Annotated in this window: 25 protein-coding genes, 3 pseudogenes and 2 riboswitches; of the genes and pseudogenes, 17 read left to right on the forward strand and 11 right to left on the reverse strand. The window is 63.7% G+C overall.

The annotated features are described in order from the left end of the window. Positions 1-95 precede the first annotated feature (95 nt). Positions 96-300: riboswitch (cobalamin riboswitch) on the reverse strand. Positions 301-339: 39 nt separating this feature from the next. Together cobO and ACMV_RS17450 are read left to right on the forward strand one after the other, a co-directional pair. Next, the gene (cobO, locus tag ACMV_RS17445; RefSeq protein WP_007422879.1) at positions 340-957 is read left to right on the forward strand and encodes a cob(I)yrinic acid a,c-diamide adenosyltransferase; all 618 of its coding nucleotides are present in this window, start codon (positions 340-342) and stop codon (positions 955-957) included. A gap of 75 nt (positions 958-1032) precedes the next feature. Next, positions 1033-2478: a cobyric acid synthase gene (locus tag ACMV_RS17450; protein WP_013634905.1), complete on the forward strand. Its 1446-nt coding sequence runs from the start codon at positions 1033-1035 to the stop codon at positions 2476-2478. A 13-nt stretch (positions 2479-2491) separates the two neighbouring features. On the opposite strand, the gene bluB is transcribed toward ACMV_RS17450, so the two are convergent. The 5 genes and pseudogenes from bluB to ACMV_RS17470 form a co-directional block, all read right to left on the reverse strand. Next, positions 2492-3139: a 5,6-dimethylbenzimidazole synthase gene (gene bluB / locus ACMV_RS21615; RefSeq protein WP_231844550.1), complete on the reverse strand. Its 648-nt coding sequence runs from the start codon at positions 3137-3139 to the stop codon at positions 2492-2494. Beyond that, positions 3128-4081: pseudogene (cobD, locus tag ACMV_RS21620) on the reverse strand (threonine-phosphate decarboxylase CobD); the annotation flags it as partial. The pseudogene cobD and the gene bluB, both read right to left, overlap by 12 nt. Before the next feature lie 7 nt (positions 4082-4088). Next, positions 4089-5030 (reverse strand): adenosylcobinamide-phosphate synthase CbiB, encoded by a 942-nt coding sequence (gene cbiB / locus ACMV_RS17460; RefSeq protein ID WP_013634907.1) that lies wholly within the window; start codon positions 5028-5030, stop codon positions 4089-4091. Beyond that, positions 5027-5641 carry a hypothetical protein gene (locus ACMV_RS17465; RefSeq protein WP_013634908.1) on the reverse strand — a complete coding sequence of 205 codons (615 nt, stop codon included), beginning with the start codon at positions 5639-5641 and terminating at the stop codon, positions 5027-5029. The genes cbiB and ACMV_RS17465 overlap by 4 nt, the downstream gene beginning before the upstream one ends. A 136-nt stretch (positions 5642-5777) precedes the next feature. Continuing rightward, positions 5778-6365 carry a histidine phosphatase family protein gene (locus ACMV_RS17470; protein WP_013634910.1) on the reverse strand — a complete coding sequence of 196 codons (588 nt, stop codon included), beginning with the start codon at positions 6363-6365 and terminating at the stop codon, positions 5778-5780. Positions 6366-6431: 66 nt separating this feature from the next. Between ACMV_RS17470 and cobU the strand changes: the two genes are divergently transcribed. From cobU to ACMV_RS17485, 3 genes are read left to right on the forward strand one after another with little or no spacing between them, the layout of a single operon-like run. Further along, a complete protein-coding gene (gene cobU, locus ACMV_RS17475; protein ID WP_007421545.1) occupies positions 6432-6932 on the forward strand; it encodes a bifunctional adenosylcobinamide kinase/adenosylcobinamide-phosphate guanylyltransferase in 501 nt (166 codons plus the stop codon). Beyond that, complete coding sequence (gene cobT, locus ACMV_RS17480; protein ID WP_039887466.1) at positions 6932-7957, forward strand: nicotinate-nucleotide--dimethylbenzimidazole phosphoribosyltransferase; 1026 nt, start codon at positions 6932-6934, stop codon at positions 7955-7957. Before cobU ends, cobT begins: the two co-directional genes overlap by 1 nt. Then, on the forward strand, positions 7954-8709 hold the full coding sequence (locus ACMV_RS17485) for an adenosylcobinamide-GDP ribazoletransferase (protein WP_007421543.1): 756 nt from the start codon (positions 7954-7956) through the stop codon (positions 8707-8709). Before cobT ends, ACMV_RS17485 begins: the two co-directional genes overlap by 4 nt. A gap of 37 nt (positions 8710-8746) precedes the next feature. Then, positions 8747-8936: riboswitch (cobalamin riboswitch) on the forward strand. A 171-nt stretch (positions 8937-9107) separates the two neighbouring features. Here ACMV_RS17485 and ACMV_RS20135 read toward each other — a convergent pair. Then, the gene (locus tag ACMV_RS20135; RefSeq protein WP_007421542.1) at positions 9108-9488 is read right to left on the reverse strand and encodes an MBL fold metallo-hydrolase; all 381 of its coding nucleotides are present in this window, start codon (positions 9486-9488) and stop codon (positions 9108-9110) included. A 346-nt stretch (positions 9489-9834) separates the two neighbouring features. Here ACMV_RS20135 and ACMV_RS17490 point away from each other — a divergent pair, with 346 nt between their 5' ends. The 4 genes from ACMV_RS17490 to ACMV_RS17505 all read left to right on the forward strand — a co-directional run bounded on the left by ACMV_RS17490 (position 9835) and on the right by ACMV_RS17505 (position 12253). Continuing rightward, on the forward strand, positions 9835-10236 hold the full coding sequence (locus ACMV_RS17490) for a hypothetical protein (RefSeq protein ID WP_013634911.1): 402 nt from the start codon (positions 9835-9837) through the stop codon (positions 10234-10236). A gap of 114 nt (positions 10237-10350) precedes the next feature. Then, positions 10351-10989, forward strand: a complete 639-nt coding sequence (locus ACMV_RS22025; RefSeq protein WP_199436921.1) for a topoisomerase DNA-binding C4 zinc finger domain-containing protein — start codon at positions 10351-10353, stop codon at positions 10987-10989. A gap of 5 nt (positions 10990-10994) precedes the next feature. Then, entirely contained in the window at positions 10995-11669 is a 675-nt protein-coding gene (locus ACMV_RS20140) for a single-stranded DNA-binding protein (protein WP_013634913.1), read from the forward strand. 68 nt (positions 11670-11737) lie between these two features. Then, positions 11738-12253 (forward strand): MbcA/ParS/Xre antitoxin family protein, encoded by a 516-nt coding sequence (locus ACMV_RS17505; RefSeq protein ID WP_013634914.1) that lies wholly within the window; start codon positions 11738-11740, stop codon positions 12251-12253. Here the strand turns inward: ACMV_RS17505 and ACMV_RS20145 are convergent. Together ACMV_RS20145 and ACMV_RS17515 are read right to left on the reverse strand one after the other, a co-directional pair. Next, entirely contained in the window at positions 12250-13278 is a 1029-nt protein-coding gene (locus ACMV_RS20145; protein WP_013634915.1) for an IS1595 family transposase, read from the reverse strand. The genes ACMV_RS17505 and ACMV_RS20145 overlap by 4 nt on opposite strands. A gap of 286 nt (positions 13279-13564) precedes the next feature. Continuing rightward, positions 13565-14272: a nucleotidyl transferase AbiEii/AbiGii toxin family protein gene (locus ACMV_RS17515; RefSeq protein ID WP_013634916.1), complete on the reverse strand. Its 708-nt coding sequence runs from the start codon at positions 14270-14272 to the stop codon at positions 13565-13567. Between the two features lie 125 nt (positions 14273-14397). On the opposite strand from ACMV_RS17515, the gene ACMV_RS17520 reads away from it, so the two are divergent. Both ACMV_RS17520 and ACMV_RS17525 read left to right on the forward strand, forming a co-directional pair. Beyond that, the gene (locus ACMV_RS17520; RefSeq protein ID WP_013634917.1) at positions 14398-14679 is read left to right on the forward strand and encodes a helix-turn-helix domain-containing protein; all 282 of its coding nucleotides are present in this window, start codon (positions 14398-14400) and stop codon (positions 14677-14679) included. After that, the gene (locus ACMV_RS17525) at positions 14676-14891 is read left to right on the forward strand and encodes a hypothetical protein (protein ID WP_013634918.1); all 216 of its coding nucleotides are present in this window, start codon (positions 14676-14678) and stop codon (positions 14889-14891) included. Before ACMV_RS17520 ends, ACMV_RS17525 begins: the two co-directional genes overlap by 4 nt. A 37-nt stretch (positions 14892-14928) precedes the next feature. Here the strand turns inward: ACMV_RS17525 and ACMV_RS17530 are convergent, their stop codons facing one another. Continuing rightward, entirely contained in the window at positions 14929-15435 is a 507-nt protein-coding gene (locus ACMV_RS17530) for a GNAT family N-acetyltransferase (RefSeq protein ID WP_013634919.1), read from the reverse strand. Then, positions 15432-15722, reverse strand: a complete 291-nt coding sequence (locus tag ACMV_RS17535; RefSeq protein WP_013634920.1) for a type II toxin-antitoxin system TacA family antitoxin — start codon at positions 15720-15722, stop codon at positions 15432-15434. The genes ACMV_RS17530 and ACMV_RS17535 overlap by 4 nt, the downstream gene beginning before the upstream one ends. Positions 15723-15947: 225 nt before the next feature. On the opposite strand from ACMV_RS17535, the pseudogene ACMV_RS22030 reads away from it, so the two are divergent. The 4 genes and pseudogenes from ACMV_RS22030 to ACMV_RS17550 form a co-directional block, all read left to right on the forward strand. Then, positions 15948-16028: pseudogene (locus ACMV_RS22030) on the forward strand (hypothetical protein); the annotation flags it as partial. An 88-nt stretch (positions 16029-16116) separates the two neighbouring features. Then, entirely contained in the window at positions 16117-17250 is a 1134-nt protein-coding gene (locus tag ACMV_RS17540) for an ISAs1 family transposase (RefSeq protein ID WP_013634879.1), read from the forward strand. Then, positions 17243-17734, forward strand: a complete 492-nt coding sequence (locus tag ACMV_RS17545) for a recombinase family protein (RefSeq protein WP_013634921.1) — start codon at positions 17243-17245, stop codon at positions 17732-17734. Before ACMV_RS17540 ends, ACMV_RS17545 begins: the two co-directional genes overlap by 8 nt. A 134-nt stretch (positions 17735-17868) precedes the next feature. Then, positions 17869-19302, forward strand: a complete 1434-nt coding sequence (locus ACMV_RS17550) for a hypothetical protein (protein WP_231844548.1) — start codon at positions 17869-17871, stop codon at positions 19300-19302. Here the strand turns inward: ACMV_RS17550 and ACMV_RS17555 are convergent. After that, positions 19213-20346, reverse strand: coding sequence for an ISAs1 family transposase (locus tag ACMV_RS17555; RefSeq protein WP_013634879.1), 1134 nt, complete (start codon positions 20344-20346; stop codon positions 19213-19215). The genes ACMV_RS17550 and ACMV_RS17555 overlap by 90 nt on opposite strands. Before the next feature lie 74 nt (positions 20347-20420). Here ACMV_RS17555 and ACMV_RS20965 point away from each other — a divergent pair, with 74 nt between their 5' ends. Both ACMV_RS20965 and ACMV_RS21625 read left to right on the forward strand, forming a co-directional pair. Continuing rightward, entirely contained in the window at positions 20421-20558 is a 138-nt protein-coding gene (locus tag ACMV_RS20965) for a hypothetical protein (RefSeq protein WP_013634922.1), read from the forward strand. 101 nt (positions 20559-20659) lie between these two features. Next, positions 20660-21036 (forward strand): annotated as a pseudogene (locus ACMV_RS21625) (transposase); the annotation flags it as partial. Position 21037 lies beyond the last annotated feature (1 nt).

Here is a 21037-nt window from a genome sequence, read left to right on the forward strand (position 1 = left end):
CGGGTCCTCTCGGTTGGCGGCGGCCCTGGGGGCATGCGAGACGAGGACGGGCCAGAATGCCACACCACCGTCGGTCGCAGCGCACCCCGGCCGCCCGGTCAGTTTTGCTGCTGGCAGGTCTCCCGGCTAACGGATATAAGCCTCTCGGCCCTGCGGACGCCCGCCTTCCCGGTCCGCGGACCAGTGGCATCGGGCGACCTCTCCGGTCACGGTCGCGGGGGCGGCTGCGCTCGGGGTTCCCCCTGTCGCATTCCCTCTTAGGCCCGACGCAAGCCGGGCACCAGCATGGCGTCAGGTGTGGCAGGATGCAGCCTGTTGTCAAGAACAAGGAGCGACGCAATGGGCCGCAAACCCGTCAGCGAGGAAGAGCACGCCGCCAAGAAGGCCAAGATCAAGGCCGCGCGCGACCGGATGATGGCGGAGAAGATCGGCGAGAAGGGCCTGATCATCGTCCACACCGGCCCCGGCAAGGGCAAGTCCTCCTCCGGGTTCGGGATGATCCTGCGCTGCATCGCCCATGGCATGCCCTGCGCGGTCGTCCAGTTTATAAAGGGGGCCTGGGACACGGGTGAGCGACGGCTCCTGACCGAGCATTTCGGGGATCTCTGCCAGTTCCACGCCATGGGCGAGGGCTTCACTTGGGAAACCCAGAACCGCGCCCGCGACATCGCTGCCGCCGAGGCCGGCTGGGAAAAGGCCAAGGAGTTGATCCGTGACCCCTCGATCCGTATGGTCCTTCTTGACGAGATCAACATCGCGCTGCGCTACGAATACCTCGACATCGAGGCCGTGATCGCCTTCCTGCGCGAGGAGAAGCCCGAGATGACCCATGTCGTCCTCACCGGCCGTAACGCCGCCGAGGGGCTGATCGAGGCTGCCGACCTTGTGACCGAGATGACGCTGGTCAAGCACCCGTTCCGCGCCGGAATCAAGGCGCAGGCGGGGGTGGAGTACTGAACGTCAGAGGGCACTGCGCCGGGAAATTTGGGCCACGAGCAAGACGAACTTGATAAACGGGGTGGGGAGCGCGCGATGCCGGCGCTGATGATCCAGGGTTGCGGCTCGAATGTGGGCAAGTCGATGCTGGTCGCGGGGCTGTGCCGCGCGGCGCGGCGGCGCAGGCTGACGGTGGCGCCGTTCAAGCCGCAGAATATGTCGAACAACGCAGCCGTGACCGCCGACGGGGGGGAGATCGGCCGCGCCCAGGCGCTTCAGGCGCTTGCCTCGGGGTTGGAGCCGGTGACCGATATGAACCCGGTCCTGCTCAAACCCGAAACCGACCTCGGCGCTCAGGTGATCGTTCAGGGCCGCCGCATCGGCACCATGCGGGCGCGGGACTATTCCCGGCGCAAGCCCGAGCTGATGGCGCCGGTGCTCGAATCCTTCAACCGCCTCAAGGCGGCCCACGATCTCGTACTCGTCGAAGGCGCGGGCAGCCCGGCAGAGGTGAACCTGCGCGCGGGCGACATTGCCAACATGGGCTTCGCGCGCGCCGCCGACGTGCCGGTGGTGCTGGCTGGAGACATCGACCGCGGCGGGGTGATCGCCCAGGTCGTCGGCACCCAGACCGTGCTCGACGCGGAGGATGCGGCGCTTGTCGTGGGCTTTCTGATCAACAAGTTCCGCGGCGATCCCCAGCTCTTCGAGGCTGGGTACCGCCTGATCGAGGGCAGGACCGGCTGGCGCGGCTACGGCGTGCTGCCGTGGTTCCCCGGCGCCTCGCGCCTGCCGGCGGAGGACGCGCTCGACCTCGGGCGCGTCGCCAAAGGCGGACCGTTCCGGGTGGTCTGCCTCGCGCTTTCGCGCATCGCCAATTTCGACGATCTCGACCCGCTCTCTGCCGAGCCAGCCGTCAGCGTCACCATGCTGCGCGCGGGCGAGGCCCTGCCGGGCGACACCGACCTCGTGATCCTGCCAGGCAGCAAATCGACACGCGGCGACCTCACTTTTCTGCGCGCGCAAGGCTGGGACATCGACCTCGCCGCGCATCGCCGTCGGGGTGGCGCGGTGCTTGGCATCTGCGGCGGCTTCCAAATGCTCGGGACGCGGATCGCCGACCCGGAAGGCATCGAGGGGCCAGCGGGCGAGAGCCCAGGCCTAGGTCTTTTGGACGTCGAGACCATCATGGGCGGGGACAAGACGCTGACCCGCATCTCTGCCCGCCACACCGCCACCGGGGCGGAGTTCGATGGCTACGAGATCCACATTGGGCGCACTCGGGGACCCGACTGTGCCCGGCCCTTCGCCGAGGTCGCAGGCCAGCCAGAGGGTGCCGTGTCCGGCGACGGGCGGGTGATGGGGAGTTACCTTCACGGCATGTTCTCGGTCGACGGCTTCCGCCGCGATTTCCTCGACCGGCTCGGTGCGCAGGGTTCCGGCCTCGACTACCGGGCGGGTGTGGAGAAGACGCTCGACCAGCTCGCCGCGCATCTCGAGGCGCATCTCGATCTCGACGGCCTCTTCGCGCTCGCGCGGTGACGGCTGGCGCGGCTCAGCGGATCTCCCAGTCAGTCGCGCAGTTCTGTTGCCAGCCATTGCGGTGCAAAAGCGGTGTGTCGTCGCTGAAAGCGGGCCAGCCGAGGCAGAGGTAGGCGGCGAACTCCCAGCCCTCTGGTACCTCGAACAGCTCCTCTATCCGCTTCGGCTCGACGATCGAGACCATGCCGAGCCCGAGGTTCTCGGCCCGCGCAGCGAGCCAAAGCGTATGTATCGCCATCGCGGTTGACTGCCGCAGCGTTTCCGGCATGGTCTGGCGGCCGAGGCCGTGCCCTGCGTCCGGATCGGTCACGGTGAAGACGGCGAATTGTACCGGCGCGGCCTCAAGGCCCGCGAGCTTGAGCTTGGCGTAGGTCCGCGCCTGATCGCCCGAATAGAGCGAAGCTGCCGCTCCGTTGCAGCGGGCAAATTCCACACGCACGGCCGAGCGCAGCCCAGCATCCTCCACCCGGAAGATCCGCCAGGGCCGGGCGTTGCCGACCGAGGGCGCGCTGTCGACCGCCACGCGCAGCCGCCGCAGCACCTCATCAGGCACCGGATCGCGGCGGAAGTGGCGAACGTCGCGGCGCCAGTGGAGGAGACGCGAAAGCACCGCCGCCTCTTCGGTGCCGAATGTCTTCGGGCCCTTGAGCGCCGCTTCCATGCGCTTCCATTCTTCCTCGCTCCCCGGCAGGCCGAGGCGCAACCAGTCCGGCCGGGCCGGAAAAATCCGCGACCAGATCCGATGGCGGGCGAGCCGCGCCTGCGCCGCCGTCCCTTCGGGCGTGCGGTAAAGGCGGAAAAGCCCGGTGCCGCCGATCAACTCCCACCCCGCGCGTGCGACCAGCGCGTCGAGCCGCAGGGCGTTCTCGGCGAGGCGCTGGCGCGTGGCCTCCGCCCAGGCGGTGTCAAGAAGCGCGCGCCGGCCGATCTCCAGTGCCGGGCCTGAGACGGCCCAGGGACCGGCGCGCTCGGCTAAGGCCGCGATATCGGCGGCCGGGCCGATGGCGAAGCCGAGGCGCACGCCCGCCAGCCCCCAGAACTTGCCGAACGACCGGAGCACTATCAGCCCGGGCCGGCCACAGCCCGCGGCGAGGGAAAGCGCCGGATCGGGGTCGCCGAAGCTTTCGTCCACCACCAACCGCCCAACCTGCGGCAGTAGCGCGAGAAGCGCCTCGGGCTCGATCCGCCGGCCGTCGGGGTTGTTGGGGTTGACCAGCACGGCGAGGTCCGCACCCGCCAGCTCCTCCAGCCGCGAGACCTCTTTCACCGCCCATCCGGCAGCGCGCAGCGCAGCGGCATGTTCGTTATAGGTCGGCGCCAGCACCCTTGCGCGGCCCGGGGGGGCTAGATGCGGAATCAACTGTATCGCCGCCTGCGCGCCGGCCAGCGCCACCATAGGCGCCTCGGTGCCCCAGACCCCGCGCGCCGCCTCGATCAGCGCGGCAAGTGCGCGCTTGGTGGGAAGCGCCGTCCAGGCCTCTGGCGGCAGTGGTGGCACCGGCCAAGGCTGGCGGTTGATGCCGGTCGACAGGTCGATCCAGTCCGCGGCCGTGCCGCCGAACCCCGCCATTGCCTCGTCCAGATTGCCGCCGTGGTCGCGCATCATCCCCTCACAGAGCCGCCGCAAGCAGCAGGAGCGCAGCCAGAGCCGCCAGCGCTCGGCGGTAAAGCGCAAGAGCCGCCGAAATGCTAGCCGAATTCGGATCGCCGCCGCCAGCGTTCACCCAAGGCTCGTCCGAAAGCCGGTCCCCGTAGACCCGGGGGCCTGAGAGGCGAATGCCGAGTCCCCCCGCCATCGCCGCCTCCGGCCAGCCCGCGTTGGGCGAGCGGTGGTGGCCCGCGTCCCGCCACATCGTCGCGCACGATGCGCGGGGGAGGGCCGAGACCGCGGCGAAGATCAGCCCGCAAAGCCGTGCCGGGATCAGGTTCGTCACATCATCGATCCGCGCCGCGGCCCAGCCGAAGGCCTCGTGCCGGGGTGTGCGGTGCCCGATCATCGAATCTAGCGTATTAATCGCCTTGTACCCAGCGATCCCGGGCAGGCCAAAGATCGCTCCCCAGAAGAGCGGCGCCACGATCCCGTCGGAGGCGTTTTCGGCCAAGCTCTCGATCGCCGCTCGGGCGACGCCTGCCGAGTCGAGCCGCTCCGTGTCCCGCCCCACGATCATCGCGACCGCGCGCCGCGCGCCGGGCAGGTCGCCCCGGCCGAGCGGCTCGGCCACGCGCGCCACGTGATCGTCGAGCGAGCGTGCCGCGACCAGTGGCCATGCGAGAACGCCCGTCAGCACCAGCCCTGCCCAGCCGCCGGGCTGCAGCGCCGCGATTATAGCGGCGAAGGCGACGGTCACCGCAATGACCAGAAGCGCCGCCGCGACCCCCAACAGCCGGTCCCGCCCCGGCCGCGCGCCTGCCGTGTTCCAGTCCCGATCCAAGCGCCCAATCAAATCACCGATCCAGGTCACGGGATGGCCGATACGACGATAGAGCGGATCGGGCCAGCCGAGCCCCCAATCTACTCCAAGCGCCACCGCCATTGCCGCCGCCATGCTCATCTTCCGCCCCGAATCCGGAAGCGCAGGATATGGCGGAAGCCTGAGGCGCGAAGGGCGGCGGGCGTCGTTTCGGGCACCGTTCCCGGCGCGAAGATCAGCCCGCCCGCCGCCCCGGTATGGGCGATGACGAACCCGAGCGCGCCTTTCGCGGCGGCCAGTGTTTCGGTCGGATCGTCCGCCGGGCCGCGCAGGCGGATCGTGCGCCGAGCCGACTCGGAGGCAAGCGCGGCCACTCCGGCGAGGTCGCCGCAAGCGGCGGGCCAGGCGTCGGAGTGGTCGGCGATGTCCGGGAAAGCCGCGTCCCGAGGATCGGTCCGCCGCATCGGCCCGAAGAAGCGGCCGACGATCTCCATTCGCGACGGCGCTGGCGGTCGGGCAAGCACGCGGCCTGCGCGCGAGGCCCAGAGAAGCCCCTCGGGATCATCCAACATCAATGGATCGACCGCCCCCTCGGAGCCGAGGCAGGCCAGCACGATGGTCTTCGGGTCCGTGACCCCTGCCGCCCGTGCCAGGGCCACCCGCGCCGGCATGTCGAGCCGCAGGCTGAACCGCCCCTCGGGCCGGACCCCGAGGCTTCTCAGCAGTCCGGCCGCGCCTGCCTTGCTCAGCACCCGCGCGCCCGGCTGGTGCAGTGCGAAGGGCCCGGGAAGGCGCAGGGCACGGTGACCAGCGCCACTGGCCCGCCGGGGCCAATGCGTCCCTGCAGGAACTCTCCGAAATGGCCGAGGACGGCGATCTCAATGCCGTTCATGCCAGCGCCCGGTTGGTGAAGCCGATCGACCAGACACCGCCCAGCTGTGCCCGCAGATGCGTGGCCGACAGCGGCGCGATCTCGAAGCCGAGTCCCGCCGGGGCTTCCCCCAGTGCGAGCCCGAGCGCTGCGCGGATCGTCCCGGCATGGGCAACGACAACGACCATGCCGCCCTGCGTCAGCCCCTCCAGCGCGGGTGTCACCCGGGCCCAGAGGTCAAGGAAACTCTCGCCCCCCGGCGCGCGGTGCGCAGCGATCTCCACCCGCCCGAGCGGGCCCAGATCGGGGAGTTCCTCGGGCAACAGCCCCTCCCAGGCGCCGAAATCCTGCTCCCAGAGCCGGGGGTCCAGCGCCGCCTCCCGACCTGGAAGGAGCGCTGCCACGGTCTCCCGGCAGCGCCGGGCGGGGCTCGTCACCAGCCGCGCCTCCGCCGCGCCGAGCGCAGCCAGCGCAGCCCGCGCGCGCGTCAACGCCTCGGTGCCGGGCAGCCGCGCAGCAGGGTCGCTGCGCCCGGCAAGCCGCCCGCCCGCGTCCGAGGGCGCATGACGGATCAGAATCAGGCTGGTCGTCTCCGTCCCCGACACAGTCGGCTTTCTCCCTTTTCCTTCGGCCAAAATGATGTTTTCTGCTGCCTCGAAAGGAGAGGCAGCATGATCCTACTCATTACCGGTGGCGCGCGCTCGGGCAAGAGCAGCTATGCGGAAGGGCGGGTGGCTGCGCTGCCGGGGCGGCCCTGCTATATCGCGACGTCAGAGATCCGCGACGCCGAGATGGCTGAGCGCATTGCCCACCACCGCGCCCGCCGCGGCCCTGAATGGCGCGAGCGCGAGGCGACTTTCGACCTCGTCGCGGCCCTTACCGAGACCGACGGTGACGGCCCCCGCCTCGTCGATTGCGTCACGCTGTGGCTGACGAACCTCGTGCTGACCGATCGCGACTGGCAGGCGGAGCTGAACGCCCTTCTGGCGGCGCTGCCGGCGCAGCAAAGCCCGGTGATCTTCGTCACCAACGAGGTCGGCCTCGGCATCGTCCCCGAAAACGCGCTCGCGCGCGCCTTCCGCGATGCGGCGGGGCTGGTGAACCAGGCCCTCGCGGCTGCGGCAGACGAGGTGCAATTCGTCGTCTCCGGGCTGCCCCTGAAGGTGAAATGATGCAAGCTCCGCTTTTCCCCGCCGCCTCCTTTGGCGATCTCCGCGCCCGGCTGGCGGATCTGCCCGCCGCCGACCCGACCAGCATCGCCGCGGCCCGGGTGCGCCAAGACAACCTGACGAAACCCCCTGGCGCGCTTGGCCGGCTGGAGGAGCTAGCGATTTTTATGGCCGGCTGGCAGGGCCGCGCGCGCCCAGTGCTGGACCGTGCGCAGGTGGTGGTCTTCGCCGGCAACCATGGCATCTGCCGGCAGGGCGTAAACCCCTTCCCGCAGGAGGTTACCGCCCAGATGGTGGCGAACTTCACGCGCGGCGGCGCTGCGATCAACCAACTTTGCCGGGTGAGTGGCGCGGATCTCTCGATCGTGGCGCTCGACCTTGACCGCCCGACCGGCGATTTCACCGAAGGTCCTGCGATGACCGAAGCCGAGGTGCTTGACGCCATGGTCCGCGGGGCTGCGGCGGTCGACACCGGCGCGAATGTCCTTTTGCTAGGTGAGATGGGGATCGGCAACTCGACCGTGGCGGCCGCACAGGCCCGCGCCTCCTTCGGCGGCACGGCCTGGGACTGGGTCGGTCCCGGCACCGGCGCGGATGCCGACAAGATCGCGATCAAGGCTCATGTCATCGAGGCGGGGATGGAGCGCCACGCTGCCGCCCTCAGCGACCCGCTTGCCACACTCGCGGCCTTCGGCGGGCGCGAGCAGGCGGCGATCTGCGGGGCGGTTCTCGCCGCGCGGGCAGCGCGGATCCCAGTGATGCTCGACGGCTTCATCTGCACTGCCGCCGCGGCCGTGCTTGCGCCGCTTGGCATCGGCGCGCTCGACCACTGCATGGTCGGCCACGCCAGCGCCGAGCCGGGGCACCGAAAGCTACTTTCGGCCATCGGCAAGAAGGCCGTCCTTGATCTCGGGATGCGCCTCGGCGAGGGGTCGGGCGCGGCGGTGGCGCTGGGCGTGCTGCGGGCGGCGCTCGCCGTGCATGACGGCATGGCGACCTTCGCCGAAGCCGGCATTTCGGCCGGATGAGCGGATCCTGGATCCAGTCCCGGACGGACGAGGCGCGGCTGGCGCTGATGCTGCTGACGCGCATGCCGATGGGCCGGCTCGACGCGGCGCCGACGCTCGCTGCAGCCGCCTGGGCCTACCCGCTCGCCGGCGCTGCGGTTGGGGCGGTCGCGGGGCTGGTCTATCTGCTGGCCGCGGGACTCGGCCTCGCGTCCCTTCCATCGGCGTTGCTAGCAGTGGCGGCGGGCGTGGTCGCGACCGGTGGTATGCATGAGGACGGGCTCGCCGATCTTGCCGACGGCTTCGGCGGCGGCGGCGACCGCACCCGGAAGCTGGAGATCATGCGGGACAGCCGTGTCGGCAGCTACGGGGTGATCGCGCTCTGCCTTGCGCTTCTCCTCCGCGTGGTGCTGTTGGCCGAAGTCCTGCCGGGCCATGCGCCGCTGTTCGTTCTCCTCGGGCTCGGCGCGCTCAGTCGGGCGCCGCTGCCGGTCCTGATGCGGCTTCTCCCCGCCGCGCGTGCCGAAGGGCTCGGCCACTCCGCGGCGCTGCGCATAGGTGCAGGGCAGGCGGCCGCCGCGGCCCTAACCGGCTTCGTCCTCGCCGCGCTCTTCCTGCCGTTGCTTCTCTGCCCCGTCCTCGCGGCGGCGGCGGCAGCCGCTCTGACCGGCCTTCTTGCTCGCCGCCAGATCGGCGGTTTCACCGGAGACGTCCTCGGAGCCGCGCAGATCGCCGCCGAACTCGCGGCCCTGCTGGCGCTCGCCGCCGCCTGAGGGTCGGATTTTGCGTTGACGGCTTGGCGTGCCGGCTTCTATGCAGGTCTCGATGGTTCCCCTCGGGGATGAAAAGGGATCGCGGTGAGGATTCAGGTCCGATGCCGCGGCTGCCCCCGCAACTGTTAGTGGCGGGCCCTCTCCAGAAGCCACTGGCCCAGCGGGCTGGGAAGGCGGTGGGGGCAAGTGCTACGGGCCAGGAAACCCGCTACCACGCAGCGCTGTTCAATGCTTTGGGATAGTAATGAGTGCGAGAGGGGTGTTTGAGTCCGGCGAGAGCTGCGCGGTAGCGGTCTTGGCTGAGTGCGCTGGCGCTGACTTTGCTGGTCATCAGGATGTTGAAAGCGAAGCTGCGCAATCGGGCGATGACGCCAGGGTTGGTTCGGATCCAGGGCTGTTCAATACTGATTTCTGAGTTGTGGTGATGATCCGCAACATCGAGGAGAGAATTGATTTTTCGGGGAGCGCGGGGATTCCCGACCGGCGGGATTTGGGATTCTTGGGAAGGCAACCGATTCGGAGGTTGTCATGGCCGCGTTCAGCTCGTTGCTGAATATACTGGCAGAGGTCTCCGATCCGCGGCGCGCGGAAGGCAAGCACTGCAAGCTGCCGCATTGTTCGTGGATGACGTAGTCGGCGCCGGCCGCCGCGGCGAGCGCGCGGCCGGCGGAGCGGTGATCGGCATGCAGATGCGTGTCGATCACGAGACGGATCGGCGTCGCCGAGGTCGATGCGGCCAGCAAATAGGGCTCGATCGGGAATAGCGGGTCGACGACCACGCCGGCCCCTTGCCGACACAGTCGAGCAGATAGGAGGTCCTAGTGTCAGCCCGATCATCGCCGGGACGGTAAATGTGTACGCGGCGGTGGAAAAGCTAGGCCTGCGCGGATCACATCTCGCTGAAAATCAACACCGATTCTTTATTGCAAGAGTGAAACTCGAAGGATTCAATAATCCCGTCGATAGAATGCTGCGGATCGCAAGTGTCATCAACGTGTAATACGATAGCTTCTTGCAACCCAAACTTGCGGCACCTTAAATCTTCACCTGTTTGGGCATTTCCTAAACGCAGACCAGTGAGCAGGTTGCGGCTCCCGCCATAGGACGGTGAATTCTAAACGACGGATGAATAAAGCACTCGGCATTGTTGCACTGATCTGCAAAGCCGGAGATAAGTCCGAGGCAAAAATTGAGGCGACTATCAGCGCGGAGCGGATGATTTTCTACGCCCGCGAGGCCGAGGCAGAGGCCGGCACCGGGCCAGGCGCTTCCAGAGAGCGCGAAGAGGCGGAAGACCTCATGAGCCGGGCCATCGCGGGCAGTCAGGAGATCCGTTCCGAGGCCAGTGACGCTCTTGCGGCAGGCCGAAACGGCAACGCCGAGGAAGCGGCCTTCATCCGCGAAGGCATCGCGAGAGAGATCGGAACCATGCATGACCAGATCCGTGATGAACGGGAAGCCGTGCAGGAGACGCCACCTCACCACCAGGTTGAAGACGACGGGTACGAATTCGAACCGGGCTTCTGATCACAACACCCAGCCGGGAAACTGGCTGGGTTTTTTTGGAGAGTTTCAAAATGACTACGCTCGAAGCCGCCGCCCCGGTTCACCGAGGCAACGCTTGTCAAGGAGATGGAGAGGTTGGGGATCGGCAGGCCGTCAACCTACGCCTCGATCCTCGAAAACATCACGTCCAGGTCATACGTCATCGAGGGCAAAAAAGGGTTCCTCTCGCCCGCACCAATCGGTGAGAAGATCCGAGATGCCTTGGTTTCGCGCTTCGACTTTGCCGAGCTTGCATACACCAAGGGACTTGAGGATCAGCTAGACGAGATCGCGGAGGGCCGGGCCGTCTATGAGGACGTTGTGCGGGGGGCGTGGAACGCGCTGGATGGCGGTCTAAGCAAGCTCGACACACTGACCATCACCCCGGCGCATCCGTGCCCAGAGTGCGGCAAAGCCCTCACGAGGCGGAAAGGCCAGCACGGCTTTTTCTGGTCCTGCACCGGCTGGCCGGACTGCAAAGTGACTTTGCCAGACGAGAAGGGACAACCCGGCAAGAAGAAGGCACCAGCACCGCCGACCGGCATCATGTGCCCGTCATGCGGCAAGGAACTGGCGAGGCGGCAGGGGACATCAAAGCCAAAGATGAAGGGCATGAAGCCGAGGCCCTACGACTTCTATAGCTGCACAGGTTTCCCGAAATGTGAGGCCAAGTTTCAGACTGGCGCAGACGGGAAGCCGGTATTCGAAAACCAGACCAAGCAAGCGGCGGAGTAGGGAAAATGAACCGTTTTACTTTCATGGGATGGGCAACAGAGAAGCCAGAATTAAAAACCTATGGCAAAACGACCATTGCTCGTATCCGTCTAATACGGAATGACTTTATAGGAATGGATGAAGACGGCAAAAAGAAAGAGATGGAAACCTCAATAACCTTTACAGCCTTCGGGAATCTCGCGAAGGTTTTGTGTAAGACAGTAATGACAGGTGACCAAATCCTTGTGGAGGCCCGCGTTCGGAACAACGACTATGAAGCAGACGGCAGGAAGCTATATGGATTCAATTTCGAAATTTTAAATTTTGAATATGGGGCGCCGGGGAGAGCCAAGCGGGAGCGATACGCCGATGAAGGGCCAGGGAAGGCCAATCGGGAGCGAAACGCCCATGAGGGGCCAGGGAAAGCCAAGCGGGAGCGTTACGCCGAACAGTTCGCGGTGCGGGCCTTGAAAAAAAGGTCTGATTACCTCCAAAACTATCTAAACACCGTCGAAATCTACGCCCCCGGCACCGTTGAGAGGTGGGTGGCCGAAGGTGAGTATGAAGCCGTGAAGGCGATTGTTGGACGCGGTCAAAACCCTGAACATTTTTCCCGCGAGATTCTATTGGCGGGCGAGAAAGCAGCGATCGACGCGGCTCGGCGGGAGGCAGACGCCAATGGTGGAGGCCTCTCGCCCTGAAATCGATGGTATCGATAGATTATCTCCCGTTATGGATATAGTCTATTCATGGATAAATGGAGATGGTCATGCCGAATGCATCATGCGCCGCACGACAGCCTGATCCCGAGAGATCGGATCATCTCGATCAGAGCCGATTTTCGCCACAGAACCGGAGACGCCTGAGTGCGCCCGGCATGCGGGCGTTCCTGGCCATCGCGGATCTATGGGGCCTCGACGAGGAGCAGCGGCTCCTGATCCTGGGATGTCCTACCCGATCGACATTCTACAGATGGGCCAAAATCGCACGCGAGCATGGCGAGATGACCCTCGATGTCGACACCTTGACCCGTATATCGGCCGTGCTCGGCATTCATCAGGCCCTTGGTATCCTGCACCTAAGCGAGAAAGAAGGTGTCGCCTGGCTCAAGACGCCGCACGGAGCCACCGTATTCGGCGGCAGGCCGCCACTGGCTCTCGTGACAAGCGGCACCCAGGACGGGCTCATGACAGTTCGGCGCTTCCTGGATGCAGTGCGGGGCGGCATCTACATGGAACCCTTCGGGGGACTGGACCGTAACTTCGTTCCCTGCCTATCCGGTTAGGACACACAACCACCATATCTAGGGTGCCGCCGTTCTCCGGAGTAGAGCGCTCCATAGGTTGGTGCCGCGGTCCCGCCGGCAATTCCCAACAACGATCGGAAGGCATTCATCGGATAGAAGCGCCTGTTGAACCGAAACGTGAACTCGTTGAGATACGCTTGTAGGTGCTTCTCGCTGACGCCATGATGAATGCCGTTCAGCCATGTCTTCAGGTTCGAAAACACGAGATGGATGAGCGGCAGGAATTCGTCCGCTATCTCGGGGTCACCGCAAGCCGCAATGGGATGATGGTCGTAGCCGGCCTTTTGCAACTCGCCGTAGCCGCTCCAGTCGTCTGTGACGATGAGTGCCCCTGGAGTGACCGCAGCTTCCACAAATCCACCCAGCGACCTGCTGCTGCGATCAGTGACCACAGACAGCCGCACGCGGCCCGCGTAGCGGCCGACCCGTCGATGGTTCTGGACGGCGCCCGGCTTGCGGTGCCGCACCTCCACGGCACAGGCGACCAGCGTCTTGTGATGGACGCCACGCCCTTCGCCGCGTGTTCTGACACCCACGAACGTCTCATCGACCTCGACATGGGTTCCCGGCAGACCACCGATGCGATCCTGGTCAGGCCGCACCATTCCGGCCCGCAGTTTATGGAGGATGCCGAAGGCCGTCTCATAGCGCGATAGGCCGAGCTGCCGCTGAAACTGGACGGCTGAGATGCCAGGTGTCTGACTGGCAACGAGATAGGCCGCCCAGAACCAAACCGAAAGGGGGGTGTGACTGCGCTCCATGACTGTGCCGACGGTGAGGCCGATCTGCCGCCGACATGAGCGGCAAGTCAGAATGCCAGGGCGCGTAGCGATCCGAAACGGATCGCCGACAACGCCGCAACGCGGACAGGTGAACCCGCCGGGCCAGCGCGTTCGCTCCAGGTAAGTCGCACAGGCAGCATCGTCCGGGAACAGGCGTTGGAACTCAGGGAGTGACCTAGGGAACGGCATATCATGACGTTCCTGCACAGCCACGTCCGTCATTCAAAACTCCGGACGGGCATCGGTGGGGCTGGTTGCCTACCGGCAACGACCAGATTCCAATACGACCAAGAACACGGATCGATGATGCCTGGGGGCGCGGTGTCGAGAGCGACAATGAAATCCCTATCGGAGACGTATTGGCGAATTTTAGCCATATCTTCAGCTGTCGCTCGCGTCATCGCGTAAGCCAGGAACCTTACCGGATCAGCAAGAGATCGTTCCGGTGGCTCAAACCAGACAATCCGACTGGCGATCTTGGCCAGATCGTCTGTGACAGGGAAGGCCCTCACGTTCCCACGCCGCCGGGGCTATGTCCGCCACCGTTTGGATGATGCGTGTGTTTTGTCGGCAATATTGAAGGCAATCGCTGTAAATCGACCCTGCGGACAGCGTCCAGGATCAAGTTCCTGCTTTTTGTAGGTAATTCCTGAAGATTCCCGTCGCCAAAGTAGGACAAAGCCTTCAAGCTGATCAGCGGATTGAATTGGCTTCCATAGATCACCTGCCCGGCGCTCAAAGCCATCGGTAGCGTGATACGGCCATCCACAAGGAGCGCAGCTATATCGAGATAGTCCTTCATCTCACTTCGTTTTTGGACTACTGAGACCTTCGTCCCCGCAATATCCAGTAACGAGGCAACCTGGATATGATTGTCCGGACAAGTCACCGTAGGGAGAATGCGCTTAAAGCCAGGAAGGCCGAAAAATGACACCTTTATGGCGCCGCCCCGATCGACGCTGACATCAAGCGTGTTCTCCGCCTTTCGTAGAACTTGTGCGCCATGCAGGAACGGCATCACATTCAACAGATGATCCGGGTCAACCCCCTCGCTGCTGAAAAAGTCGAAGTCGATTGACTCTCGGTGGCCAAGATGGAGTGCCAAGGCCGTTCCGCCATAGAGCGCAAAATGGCCCGGTACCTGATCGAGATCACGCCATAGGGCAATCTGCGGGGCCGGCAATACATCGACTCGTGGAACAAAGACATTTGACATTCGCACGCCTCTTTCCCAATGCACCAGCGCTCGCTCTAGGCATAAATCTACATCTATGGCGTGTATGCGTCAAGCGGATAGGCATGCTTCGTTCCATACCGGGACCTGGTGAAGGAGTTGAAACTATGAGAAATGAACGGTTCAACAGCATATGGGATGCCATTGAGGATACGCCTGCCGAGGCGGAGAACATGAAGCTCCGTTCTACACTGATGATGGCGCTCAAGGATCACATCGCCCGTGCTGGTTTGAGTCAGGGCCAGGCCGCCAAGCTGTTCGGCGTCACGCAGCCGCGCATCTCCGATCTGCTGCGCGGTAAGATCAATCTCTTTGGCTTGGATACCCTGGTCAATATGGCGGTCGCGGCCGGTCTGCACGTCGAGTTGCGCGTAATGGAAGCGGCATGACCAATGGAGACGCCGTCGTGTTGAGCCGCTATCCACAGCTCAGGTTCATAGCTTCACAGCTCACGGAAACGACGATCCTAACCGAGGCTGAAGCCCTCGCGCTTTATGAGCGCAACTGGCGGTTCCTCGACCTTGAAACAATGGATGACGAAGAGCGCCGCTTCCTTGATTCGCTCGTTCGTGGGGTCGGAAAGGGTGTCTTGAACATCTGAAATCCGGACCGGCTGTATTTCGATGGCCGGACAGTGCTCATGACCAGACCAGGCTCAACGCCGATGTCACCGGCAGATAGAGGGTGCGCGGTCGCCGGACCAAAGGTGTAAAGCCGAAGGCCATATAGAAGGCTGCCGCACTGTCATCGATAGCGTCGGCAAAGATTGCATGCGCACCGATGGGCGCCGTCGCCACGGTCTTGATGGCGTCGAACAGCAGGGCGTCTCCAAGCCCCTGTCCAGCATAATCGCGATGTCGCGCAAGCCAGCCGATCAGCACGGCCGGGACAGTCGGATAGCGCGGCAGCTTCTTCGCCAGCGGCTCGGGAACCTCGTTCAAGGGGACGTTGCTCGACGACAGGGTGTAGAAGCCCGCCACCCTGTCTGTCGCAATCTCCCTAGCGACGAAGCAGGTGGCGTATTTGCGCTTCAAGTCCTGCGAGACGGTCTCGCGGAAATAGCTGTCGATCCGATCGTTGCCGCAGGTGAAATCCACCCTCTTGTGCGCTTTCGCCAGCGGCTCGATGGCGAAGCGGACACTCACCGACGTTCGATCAGCTCGGCATGACGCTTCGCGGCGCGGACCAGCCGCTCATTCGGGTTGGGTGGATTGATCAGCGCCTCGGCGAAGCGGATTTGATCCTCACGAGCGAGGCGCATGATCTCGGCATCTTCGACGACGCGCCTGGCGTCTTCTCCCGCAGTCGCAATGAGATAGCCGGTCAGGGTCAGGCCGCGTAGGCGAGCGGCGCGCTGCATCTGGTCGTAGACTTGGATTGGAATACGAGCCTCCAACCGTGCGGTCTCAGTTTCGACTTGTGGCTTGGGCATAGCGGCCTCCTTCTCTCCATAATATACGGCAATTTGCCGTATCGATCAAGGATCGAACCACCAGCAAGCCCCCCCTGGCCAGGCTGACCGTGTGGTCTGGTGAACGGCTAAGCGTTTGCCCAACAAACGACCGTTGAACGGTCAACGCCGGAATGTCCGGAAACCCTGGACCTTTGACGAGAAGTCGGACAAGGTGATTGACGGACGGAAAAACGGACATCTGCCATGGCGAATATCGGCTACGCACGCGTCAGCACGATCGACCAGGACCCAGCGCTCCAGCTCGACGCGCTCGCGGCGGCCGGGCAGGGGCTACGCATGAAAATTTCGGGCATAGTTGACGGCATGGAATCGGGTGTGATTCGGGGAGTCTCCTTGAGATTGGGAGACGTGCATGTCGGTGAGGCGGCTTGTGGAGGAATTTTCGGCGTTGGAAGACCCCCGCTGCGGCGGCAAGGTTGAGCACCGGCTAATTGATATTCTGGTGATTGCGGTGTGCGCGGTGATTGCCGGGGCGGAAAGCTGGGAGGATATGGCACTGTATGGCCGTAGCAAGCAGGAATGGCTGGGCACGTTTTTGGCGCTGCCGAACGGCATTCCATCGCACGACACCTTCCGGCGTGTGTTCATGCTGATCGATACCGGGCGTTTCGAGGCATGTTTCGAAGCGTGGGCGCGCTCATTCGGGACGACTTTGGACCGGGAAGTGGTGGCGATTGACGGGAAAACGATCCGCGGCTCGTTTGATCGCAGCCGGGACCAGGCGGCGCTTCACGTTGTGAGTGCATGGGCGAGTGATCGGGGGCTGGTGCTCGGCCAGCGTCAGGTCGGCGACAAATCGAACGAGATCACCGCGATCCCGGAATTGCTGGATGTGCTGGACATCAAGGGCGCCATTGTCACGCTGGACGCGATGGGGTGCCAGCGAGCCATCGCGTCCAAAATTCTCGAGCGGGGTGCTGATTATCTCGTCACCCTCAAAGCAAACCAGGGGAAGAAACACAGCGCCGTGCAGGAGTATTGCGCAACCACCTGCTTCAGCCGCTCACCCGTTGATCGGCCGGTGCATGACGAATTCGATGATGGTCATGGTCGTCTTGTTCGGCGCCGGGTGTTCGTCTGTCCGGACGCCGTAGCGCTGGAACCGCTGCGCGACTGGCCGGGGTTGAAGAGCGTTCTGGCCGTGGAAACCATCCGCGGCGTCAACGGATCCGGCAAGATCGAAGCCGAAATCCGCTACTTCCTGTCCAGCAGCGACGATCAACCCGAAATCCTGGCGAAAGCGATCCGTCAACATTGGCAGATCGAGAACAGCCTACACTGGGTGCTCGACGTCACCTTCAACGAAGATCACTGCCGGATCCGGGATCGCAACGCCGTCCAGAACTTCTCCCTGCTTCGCAAGATCGCAATCAACCTCGTTCGCCGCCATCAGGCATCAAAGGCCAGTCTCAAGGGGCGCCGCAAAATGGCCGCCTGGGATAACCGTTACATGGAGCAAGTGCTCACCGGCTTCTTTCATGCGTAACCCCTGGGCGGCCGGGTGTGTGAAAATCTTCGACGATCGCGCTTCAGGAGCGCGGGCCGATCGGGCCGGGCTGCGCGCCGCACTCGACTATGTACGCGACGGCGACGTGCTGATCGTCTGGAAACTCGACCGCCTGGGCCGCTCGCTACCGGATTTGATCGAGACCGTGACGTCGCTGGCAACACGCAGTGTCGGATTCCGGTCACTCACCGAGGCGATCGATACGACCACGCCGGGCGGTCGCCTGGTCTTCCATCTGTTCGGCGCCTTGGGGCAGTTCGAGCGCGACCTGATCCAGGAGCGCACTCGCGCCGGCCTGGCCGCGGCGGCAGCCCGCGGTCGCAAAGGTGGCCGCAAGCCGGTCATCACCAACGAAAAGCTCAACCGCGCGCGGGCCATCATCGCCAGCGGATTGACCGTACGCGAGGCCGCAGCCCGGCTCAGAGTCGGCAAGACCGCACTCTATGATGCCCTACGCCGCTGATTGAGAGGCCACACAGCAGCCTCCGCCAGCAACGTTCACTGAAAGTTCGCCCTTAGCGTTGTTCAGATGACAGCCGACGCTCTGCCCTCAGTAAAACGTTGAAGTCTAATCAGAATAGCCAACAGGAGGAAGTAATGAAGAGTAACACAAATGGGCTGATATTCGTCGAAATCTGTTCCAAAACTCGCATGGCGTGCGCAGCGGGCGTGATCAGCCTTTTCGGTCTTGCTCCGCTTGCGCACGCGCAGAGCCTGAGCGACGCGCTGCGGCAGACGACCTTCCAGGGCATGGTCGGCGCAATCCACTTCGACTATGGCAATAACGGCCATACGAGCAAGAGCACGCACTCCTTCGCGATCGGCGGCCATCTGATCGCCCATACCGGCTCGTTCGACGGGTTCAGCGTCGGCCTCGGTGGATACACCGCGCAGTCGCTCGGCCTGTACAGCAAGAACAACGCTGGCGACCAGGTTCATTATGACGGCGAACTCACCGGCTCGCACTACGGGATCCAGTCGTTCCGGCAGGCCTATCTGCAGTATCAGACACCGAAAGTAGAAATCCGCTTCGGCCGTCAGCTGATCCAGACGCCGTATGCCAACCAGGATTACTACACCTTCAACCCGCGCGCCTTCATGGGCGTTGCCGGTGTGGTGAACGTGCTTGGCAATGGAAGCAACAAGGTTGATGCCGGTGCGCTGAGCCTCGATGGTAATCCAGCAGCGTTCAGCGTCTTCATGACGCGAATGTTCACCTATGAAAGCCGCTATTCCAGCTCCTTCGTTACCAACAACCGCTACTCCGGCACCAAGCCAACCAACGGCTTGATCGCGATCGGCGCACGGTATCATGGTAATCTCGGCTCGACACAGCTGACAGCACAGGCGTGGTATTACGACTTCTATCAGTATGCGCAACTCGTCTATGGGCAGGTCGATCTCGTCCAGCCGCTCGCCAACGGCCAAGCTATTTTCGGCTCGGTGCAGGCGCTGACCGAAGGCAACTCGGCCGGCAATGCCGCGAACATCCAGGCGTTCACCAACAATACTTCCAGCTCGGTCAATGCGCATATCTATGGCGCCAAACTAGGCTATTCGTTCGGCGACGGCAGCATTGCGCTGATCGGCGACTATGCCCCGACGGAATACAATTCGTTCCATCACGGTGGCGTGTTGCACCCGTATAACGACAATACCGGGACCACGTTTACCGATACGATGCAGAACGGCTTGGCCAATCTCGGGCCGGGCTATGCCTACGGCATCACGACGAACTACGACTTCCTCAACAAGAAGCTGAAGGTCGGCGTCACCTATGTCCGTTACCTCGTCCGTTACGGCTTTGGCGGCGATGCGCGGAACTACTCCAGCTATGCCTATACCGGGAGCTTCCCGAGCAACAACTACATACCCAACCAGCAGCTCTGGGCGCTGGACGCAAATGCTTCCTACGACCTCTCCTCGGTGCTGAAGCAGGGGTTACGCATGAAAGAAGCCGGTGAGCACTTGCTCCATGTAACGGTTATCCCAGGCGGCCATTTTGCGGCGCCCCTTGAGACTGGCCTTTGATGCCTGATGGCGGCGAACGAGGTTGATTGCGATCTTGCGAAGCAGGGAGAAGTTCTGGACGGCGTTGCGATCCCGGATCCGGCAGTGATCTTCGTTGAAGGTGACGTCGAGCACCCAGTGTAGGCTGTTCTCGATCTGCCAATGTTGACGGATCGCTTTCGCCAGGATTTCGGGTTGATCGTCGCTGCTGGACAGGAAGTAGCGGATTTCGGCTTCGATCTTGCCGGATCCGTTGACGCCGCGGATGGTTTCCACGGCCAGAACGCTCTTCAACCCCGGCCAGTCGCGCAGCGGTTCCAGCGCTACGGCGTCCGGACAGACGAACACCCGGCGCCGAACAAGACGACCATGACCATCATCGAATTCGTCATGCACCGGCCGATCAACGGGTGAGCGGCTGAAGCAGGTGGTTGCGCAATACTCCTGCACGGCGCTGTGTTTCTTCCCCTGGTTTGCTTTGAGGGTGACGAGATAATCAGCACCCCGCTCGAGAATTTTGGACGCGATGGCTCGCTGGCACCCCATCGCGTCCAGCGTGACAATGGCGCCCTTGATGTCCAGCACATCCAGCAATTCCGGGATCGCGGTGATCTCGTTCGATTTGTCGCCGACCTGACGCTGGCCGAGCACCAGCCCCCGATCACTCGCCCATGCACTCACAACGTGAAGCGCCGCCTGGTCCCGGCTGCGATCAAACGAGCCGCGGATCGTTTTCCCGTCAATCGCCACCACTTCCCGGTCCAAAGTCGTCCCGAATGAGCGCGCCCACGCTTCGAAACATGCCTCGAAACGCCCGGTATCGATCAGCATGAACACACGCCGGAAGGTGTCGTGCGATGGAATGCCGTTCGGCAGCGCCAAAAACGTGCCCAGCCATTCCTGCTTGCTACGGCCATACAGTGCCATATCCTCCCAGCTTTCCGCCCCGGCAATCACCGCGCACACCGCAATCACCAGAATATCAATTAGCCGGTGCTCAACCTTGCCGCCGCAGCGGGGGTCTTCCAACGCCGAAAATTCCTCCACAAGCCGCCTCACCGACATGCACGTCTCCCAATCTCAAGGAGACTCCCCGAATCACACCCGATTCCATGCCGTCAACTATGCCCGAAATTTTCATGCGTAGCCCCTGGGTGCTGAAGGGTCTCTCCGTTGCCGAGGATACGGATATCACCGATGCAGAGAATCGCGCCGGTTACCACCACTACAACAACCCGTATTTCAGCAGCCGTTTCTACCTCGAATACAATTTCTGAGAGGCTGTCTCGAAACTCATTCGAGATGATTGGGTTATGGGCTGGGCGGTTGGGCCGGATCTTGATTCGTCGAGGTTATAAACACACTGGACGAGACCTCGATGTGGACCCCGACCACCCGGCGGCGAGATAGCCGCGCAGGGCTATGCTATGGGAGCGATCTGACCGATGCCGAATGGATCATTCTATTGCCGTTCCTGCCGCCTCATGCCGATTGTGGCCGAAAACGAGCGCATTCCATGCGGGAGATCATGGACGCCATCTGCACATGCTTCGCGGCGCCAATGCATGGCGGCTGATGCCGGACAGCTTCCCGCCGTGGCGAGCGATGTATCGCTGGTTCGCCCGTTTTCGTGACGAGGGAACGTGGGAAATCATAAACTACCACCTCGTCATGCAGGACCGGGAACGGGTGGACCGCGCGGCGAACCCGTCCGCGGCTGTCATCGACAGCCACAGCGTCATGACACCTGAGAGCA

The organism is Acidiphilium multivorum AIU301, assembly GCF_000202835.1.
Lineage (GTDB): Bacteria > Pseudomonadota > Alphaproteobacteria > Acetobacterales > Acetobacteraceae > Acidiphilium > Acidiphilium multivorum.

What these genes read in the sequence shown, in the direction of transcription:
- ACMV_RS17525 (WP_013634918.1), top strand. Translation starts at nt 14,676, where the DNA reads ATGACCAATGGAGACGCCGTCGTGTTGAGCCGCTATCCACAGCTCAGG.
- cobT (WP_039887466.1), top strand. Translation starts at nt 6,932, where the DNA reads ATGCAAGCTCCGCTTTTCCCCGCCGCCTCCTTTGGCGATCTCCGCGCC.
- ACMV_RS20140 (WP_013634913.1), top strand. Translation starts at nt 10,995, where the DNA reads ATGAACCGTTTTACTTTCATGGGATGGGCAACAGAGAAGCCAGAATTA.
- ACMV_RS17535 (WP_013634920.1), bottom strand. Translation starts at nt 15,722, where the DNA reads ATGCCCAAGCCACAAGTCGAAACTGAGACCGCACGGTTGGAGGCTCGT.
- ACMV_RS20145 (WP_013634915.1), bottom strand. Translation starts at nt 13,278, where the DNA reads ATGACGGACGTGGCTGTGCAGGAACGTCATGATATGCCGTTCCCTAGG.
- ACMV_RS17540 (WP_013634879.1), top strand. Translation starts at nt 16,117, where the DNA reads ATGTCGGTGAGGCGGCTTGTGGAGGAATTTTCGGCGTTGGAAGACCCC.
- cobU (WP_007421545.1), top strand. Translation starts at nt 6,432, where the DNA reads ATGATCCTACTCATTACCGGTGGCGCGCGCTCGGGCAAGAGCAGCTAT.
- ACMV_RS17450 (WP_013634905.1), top strand. Translation starts at nt 1,033, where the DNA reads ATGCCGGCGCTGATGATCCAGGGTTGCGGCTCGAATGTGGGCAAGTCG.
- ACMV_RS17515 (WP_013634916.1), bottom strand. Translation starts at nt 14,272, where the DNA reads ATGTCAAATGTCTTTGTTCCACGAGTCGATGTATTGCCGGCCCCGCAG.
- ACMV_RS20965 (WP_013634922.1), top strand. Translation starts at nt 20,421, where the DNA reads ATGCGTAGCCCCTGGGTGCTGAAGGGTCTCTCCGTTGCCGAGGATACG.
- ACMV_RS17550 (WP_231844548.1), top strand. Translation starts at nt 17,869, where the DNA reads ATGAAGAGTAACACAAATGGGCTGATATTCGTCGAAATCTGTTCCAAA.
- cobO (WP_007422879.1), top strand. Translation starts at nt 340, where the DNA reads ATGGGCCGCAAACCCGTCAGCGAGGAAGAGCACGCCGCCAAGAAGGCC.
- bluB (WP_231844550.1), bottom strand. Translation starts at nt 3,139, where the DNA reads ATGGAAGCGGCGCTCAAGGGCCCGAAGACATTCGGCACCGAAGAGGCG.
- ACMV_RS17555 (WP_013634879.1), bottom strand. Translation starts at nt 20,346, where the DNA reads ATGTCGGTGAGGCGGCTTGTGGAGGAATTTTCGGCGTTGGAAGACCCC.
- ACMV_RS17520 (WP_013634917.1), top strand. Translation starts at nt 14,398, where the DNA reads ATGAGAAATGAACGGTTCAACAGCATATGGGATGCCATTGAGGATACG.
- ACMV_RS17505 (WP_013634914.1), top strand. Translation starts at nt 11,738, where the DNA reads ATGCCGAATGCATCATGCGCCGCACGACAGCCTGATCCCGAGAGATCG.
- ACMV_RS17485 (WP_007421543.1), top strand. Translation starts at nt 7,954, where the DNA reads ATGAGCGGATCCTGGATCCAGTCCCGGACGGACGAGGCGCGGCTGGCG.
- cbiB (WP_013634907.1), bottom strand. Translation starts at nt 5,030, where the DNA reads ATGAGCATGGCGGCGGCAATGGCGGTGGCGCTTGGAGTAGATTGGGGG.
- ACMV_RS17545 (WP_013634921.1), top strand. Translation starts at nt 17,243, where the DNA reads ATGCGTAACCCCTGGGCGGCCGGGTGTGTGAAAATCTTCGACGATCGC.
- ACMV_RS17490 (WP_013634911.1), top strand. Translation starts at nt 9,835, where the DNA reads ATGAATAAAGCACTCGGCATTGTTGCACTGATCTGCAAAGCCGGAGAT.